Genomic DNA, 5,715 nt, shown 5'->3' with positions numbered 1-5,715 from the left:
GCTTTAGCCAAACAAAAATATTGATTTAGCTGATTTTTCAGGCCGGTTGCCAGTCACCATTTGCCTTGATGAGGGCAATCAGTTCGTCTACCGCATCCGCTTCGGGAATATTCTTTTTCATTACTTCTTTACCCTTGTAAAGATTGATTTTCCCAAATCCGGCACCCACATAGCCATAGTCTGCATCAGCCATCTCACCCGGCCCGTTGACTATACAGCCCATGATGCCTATCTTCAAGTGCTTCAGATGTGAGGTCCTTTCTCTGATTTTAGCTGTAGCCGTTTGCAGGTCAAAATGGGTACGGCCACAGGAAGGACAGGATATGTATTCAGCCTTCGTACTGCGGACCCTTGAGGCCTGAAGGATGGCAAAAGACAAATCTTCCAACGGTTTCTCACCTAATGCTGAAGCATTCCGGAGCCAAAGCCCGTCTCCAAAACCATCGATAAACAATGAGCCAAAATCACTGCCGCTTTTTACCTCAAGCTGTTCCAAATCATCTTCGCAATAATTGCGGTTCAGGATAACCGGAAGATGGCAATCGTTTTTAATCAGAAAATTAAAGAAAGCTTTCATTTCCAAAGGTGCATCCTGGCTGAACGACTGAAGTACCAGTACCAGGGTGCTATCTGTTGACAAAAGAGTCAGCAGGTCCTGTGTCAATTGTTTGTTTTCCAGAAGCAGGAAATTCATTGTCTCCGATCTTCCATTGCCAAAGAAATAATCACTGATCGTCATCAAAGGGAAAACATTGCCAAAACTTCTATACTGCCCGTCCCATAATGCATAATCGAAAATAAAATTCTGATCTGCAGGCAATTTTTGACCATCTGCCAACTGTGAAAAGTAATAAAATTCAGCAGAAGAGGACTTTTCTTCCGATGAAAAGCCCTGATTTTCTTTATAATCAGCCACAACCACAGGCAAATTTGATCCGCCAATTATGCCTGCTGCACGACTGATGCGTTTGCTGTATTCACAACGTTTATATACAACCGGCAAACCATGATTTTCAATCGAGAAATGACCAGGAATAGAAAAATAAGCTGACAGTTTTTGTGCCACCGGAAGTTCCTTCTCAGGATCTTCGGTAAGTGAAACGCGGATGGTGTCGCCAATTCCTTCAGCTAAAAGTGTTCCGGTCCCGACAGCGGCTTTGATCCGGCCATCTTCACCTTCACCGGCTTCGGTAACTCCAAGATGAAGGGGATAATTCATGCCTTCACCCTGCATGACTTCGACCAACAACCTGTAGGCCTGTACCATGACCCTTGTGTTGCTTGATTTCATGGAAACAACCAAATCATTAAAGCCTTCAGCTCTGCATATTTTAAGAAATTCCATGGCCGATTCAACCATTCCGGCCGGTGTATCGCCATAACGGCTCATAATCCTGTCGGATAACGAGCCATGGTTAACTCCTATGCGCAAAACAGTTCCATACTGCTTGCAAATAGCCAATAACGGCAACAGGCGTTCATGTATTTTCTCCAGTTCCAAGGCATATTCGCTATCCGTGAATTCAAATTTATGTACCTGCTTTTTGTCAATATAATTGCCCGGATTGATCCTGACTTTCTCCACGAGGCGGGCTGCGACCTCAGCAACAGCCGGATTAAAATGGACATCGGCCACCAGAGGCACTGTATAGCCCTGTTTTCGAAGGGCTGCTTTTATGTTGAAAAGATTTTCGGCCTCTTTTATAGTTGGTACGGTTATTCTGACATACTCTGCTCCTGCCCGCACACAGCGAATGGTTTGTTCGACCGTAGCTGCAGTATCAATCGTAGGAGTATTGGTCATGGTCTGAATACGCACAGGATTGATACCGCCAAGAGGTATTCCGCCAATATTTACCTCCCGTGTGATAAAGCGTTTATATTGAAAAGCTTCTCCGCTTTCAGATTTTGAACCCTGATTATTTAAAGAATTTTCCATTCGAATCCGTCTTTTTTATCCTTTACCTCAACCCCCAGTCGGTTGAGCTCTGCCCTGATTTTGTCGGATGTGGCAAAATCCTTGGCTGCTTTTGCATTCATGCGCAGATTAAGCAGCAATTCGATTAAATCGCTAGTCAGCTGATTGTTTTCGCTCCCGGCTTTTTCTTCTTTTAAACCCAACAGGTCGAAAATATAAGTATTGAAAATTTCTTTCATCTTTGCGAGCCCGGCAGCATCAATGCTTTCATTCCCGGCATAAATGGAATTGATTGTCTTCACGGCATCAAAAAGATGTGCAATAACCATCGGACTGTTGAGATCGTCATTCATGGCATCAGCACATTTTTGCTCCAGCTCTTCAGGATGAACCGTAGCAACTTTAGAAAGGGACAACTTATCCAATGTATGATAAGCTTCAAAAAGCCTATCCATGCCCTTCTGGGCAGCCTGTAATGCTTCATTGGAAAAATCCAGCGTACTGCGGTAATGGGCCTGCAAAATAAAAAAACGGATGGTCATCGGGCTGTATGCCTGTTGCAGAAGCTTATGATTTCCACTGAACAACTCATCGAGGGTAATAAAATTACCCAATGATTTACCCATCTTCTGTCCGTTGATGGTAATCATATTGTTGTGTATCCAGTACTTCACCGACTCTTTACCTGTAGCAGCCACTGTTTGGGCAATCTCACATTCGTGATGCGGAAACAAAAGATCCATGCCGCCTCCATGAATATCAAAATAATTACCCAGATATTTGGTGCTCATCACCGAGCATTCGAGGTGCCAGCCCGGGAATCCTTCGCTCCATTTGGAAGGCCAGTGCATGATATGTTTGGGATCAGCTTTTTTCCATAAAGCAAAATCGTAACTGTTATGTTTCTCTTCCTGCCCGGAAAGTTCTCGCGTGTATTCCATCAAATCATCAAGTACACGGCCTGAAAGTTTTCCGTAATGATATTTCTGGTTGTATTTTTCCACGTCAAAATATACAGAACCGTTGGAAATATAGGCATATCCATTATCAAGTATTTTCTGAACCATGGCCTGCTGCTCAATGATATGGCCGGAAGCCCTGGGTTCAATGCTGGGAGGAAGTACATTCAGCAGTTCCATATCATGATGGTAGTTGTTGGTATACCGTTGAACTACCTCCATAGGTTCAAGTTGCTCAAGGCGAGCCTTCAGGGCAATCTTATCTTCCCCTTCATCTGCATCATGTTCCAGATGGCCTACATCAGTGATATTACGCACGTACCTTACTTTATAACCCACATGCTTCAAGTACCTGAACAGCAGGTCGAATGTAATTGCAGGACGGGCATGGCCCAGATGGGCATCGCCATAGACAGTCGGCCCGCAGACATACATTCCTACATGAGGAGCATGAACAGGAACAAATTCTTCTTTTTTACGTGATAAAGTGTTATACAAAAACAAGGTACTTCCCATAATTCTTTTCGTTAAATATGATCTTTTTCAAAAACCGTAAAAATACCAATTATTCAGTTACGAAAAAAAGAAGGGAAATAAATGTATGAGAAATGTCTTTAGATCAAAAAAAGCAGGTTGTCCTCAAATAAAGTGCCAGGTATTATATTTCAGCCTTATTGAATAAATTTTGACCGCAAGGCAATTTTATCGATTTTCCCCACGCTGGTTTTATCAAGTATTTCAGCCAGTTGAACCTTCAGGGTAATGGCCTCACGCGGCAACAAACCGGAGCTTACATTTGCCTTAATAGTTTGCAGGATCCCTTTTTTATCGATCATGGCCCCTTCTTTGGGGACAATAATTGCCAGGGGAACTTCGCCCCAGCTGGTATCCGGAAATCCTATCACCGCCACTTCAGAAACACCCTCATGTTTGGAAATAATATCTTCCATCTGCAAAGAACTGAGCCATTCACCGCCAACTTTAATCACATCTTTTGCACGGTCAGTTATCCTTATACTCCCTTCATGATCGATACAGGCAATATCTTTGGTATGCAGCCATCCACCTTTCCAAAGTTTTTCAGAATAAACATGATCTTTCAGATAACCCTGAGTCAGATAAGGTGAACGGACAACAACCTCTCCGGGAGTTTTATCATCATGAGACACATCGTTGCCTTCAGGATCAATAACCCTGACCTGCACCAAACCCAGTGGATTTCCACTTCTGCAACGTTTTTCAGCCTGTTCTTCGTTCGAGAGTTTTAAATCATTCTCAGTCAAACGTACAATGGATATCACCGGACAAGTTTCAGACATCCCGTAACCGACAAATATATCAATACCCCTTTTCAGAGCCTCAATAGCAATAACCTTTGGCAGGGCCGAACCTCCAATAATGCAGGTCCAGTGAGAGAAATCGAAGTCTTTGGCCCCGGGATCCTTTAAAAGGGTATGCAAAATTGAAGGGACACAATGACTAAAAGTAACTTTGTGCATAGCCATGAGCTTTAGCAACATGGCAGGTACATATTTGCCCGGATAAACCTGCTTAATGCCCAGAAAAGATGCAATATACGGAATTCCCCAAGCGTGAACATGAAACATCGGGGTTATAGGCATATAAACGGATTCCCTGTGCAGTCGCCCCTGAACCGATGATGCTGCCAAGGCCATTCCGGTTGAAAGGGTATGAAGCACCAATTGACGGTGCGAGAAATAAACTCCTTTGGGAAGCCCTGTGGTACCGGTAGTATAAAAAGTAGTAGCCCTGGTGTTCTCATCAAATTCAGGAAAATCATAGACGGGTGAGACTTGGCCAAGCATTTCCTCATATTCGCCTTCAAATTTAAAATGATTTCCTATGGGCTTATTTTTTTCGTTAATTAAAATGAATTTTATCTCCTCAGAAATGCGGCCTTTGATGACTTCCAACAAGGGAAGGAAGTCGGAATTGCAAATGATGACATCATCCTCGGCATGATCAATGGTATAAACTATCTGCTCGGATGACATACGAACATTAATGGTATGAAGCACAGCCCCCATCATTGGAATGGCATAGTAGGCCTCAAGATAACGGTGGGAATCCCAATCCATAACAGCTACCGTACTTCCCGGTTTCACACCGATAGAAGCCAAGGCATTGGCCAGGCGATAAACCCTTTCCCTCCATGTTTTATATGTGATTGTAAGCTGATCCCTGTAAATAATCTCCTGATCAGGATTATTCCCCAAAGGAGCCAGAAAAAGTTGCTTGATTAAAAGCGGATAAGCATAAGCTGACTCTGTTTTCTCGATCATCTTTTCCATAATCTTCTCTAATTTAACAATTTAACACCCTCACAGGAAATTTAATCAGCTGCAAAAATAGTAAATTATGGTAGTCAGCAATTTAAATCATAAAGAAAGTGACAAGATTTTAAGAAATTTTGCTCATTAAAATCAAATTGAAATTTCAAAGTACAATAAAAAGGGAACAATACGTTTAAATTTAATTGCCGATCATTTATCCTGATATGATTCTGATATTCTCGTAAGATATGAGCAATGAGTGTAAAAGGCAGATCACCAATTTTTTATCAACCGGAAATTATGAATAACAAGTAACAGATCAATCATAAAGTCAACATTCCCATCTAAAGCGGACATTCCTTTATTTATACTTAAAATGTGGGCATCTATCCCACTATGGGTTGATGATACTGATAAATAATTAAAGTTTCGCAAGTAAATATCTCCCTGAACGGAATAAAATTTAACAACTGAGATTTATTGTTCATCATGTCACATAGAAATATTGAGAAATATTCCTCTGTGTCTTCTCTGTGTACCTCTG

General features: G+C 42.1%; 3 protein-coding genes. All 3 read right to left on the bottom strand.

Annotation, left to right across the window (positions count from 1 at the left end; translation table 11 throughout):
- Positions 1–37 precede the first annotated feature (37 nt).
- The 3 genes from ispG to Q8907_11825 all read right to left on the bottom strand — a co-directional run bounded on the left by ispG (position 38) and on the right by Q8907_11825 (position 5,192).
- A complete protein-coding gene (gene ispG, locus Q8907_11835) occupies positions 38–1,939 on the bottom strand; it encodes a (E)-4-hydroxy-3-methylbut-2-enyl-diphosphate synthase (protein ID MDP4274959.1) in 1,902 nt (633 codons plus the stop codon).
- Positions 1,924–3,393: a cysteine--tRNA ligase gene (cysS, locus tag Q8907_11830; protein ID MDP4274958.1), complete on the bottom strand. Its 1,470-nt coding sequence runs from the start codon at positions 3,391–3,393 to the stop codon at positions 1,924–1,926. Before cysS ends, ispG begins: the two co-directional genes overlap by 16 nt.
- Before the next feature lie 155 nt (positions 3,394–3,548).
- Positions 3,549–5,192, bottom strand: a complete 1,644-nt coding sequence (locus tag Q8907_11825; protein ID MDP4274957.1) for a fatty acid--CoA ligase — start codon at positions 5,190–5,192, stop codon at positions 3,549–3,551.
- Positions 5,193–5,715 lie beyond the last annotated feature (523 nt).

It is taken from the genome of Bacteroidota bacterium (assembly GCA_030706565.1).
GTDB lineage: Bacteria > Bacteroidota > Bacteroidia > Bacteroidales > JAUZOH01 > JAUZOH01.
This window is presented reverse-complemented; position numbering and strand designations above follow the sequence as displayed.

What these genes read in the sequence shown, in the direction of transcription:
- cysS (MDP4274958.1), bottom strand. Translation starts at nt 3,393, where the DNA reads ATGGGAAGTACCTTGTTTTTGTATAACACTTTATCACGTAAAAAAGAA.
- ispG (MDP4274959.1), bottom strand. Translation starts at nt 1,939, where the DNA reads ATGGAAAATTCTTTAAATAATCAGGGTTCAAAATCTGAAAGCGGAGAA.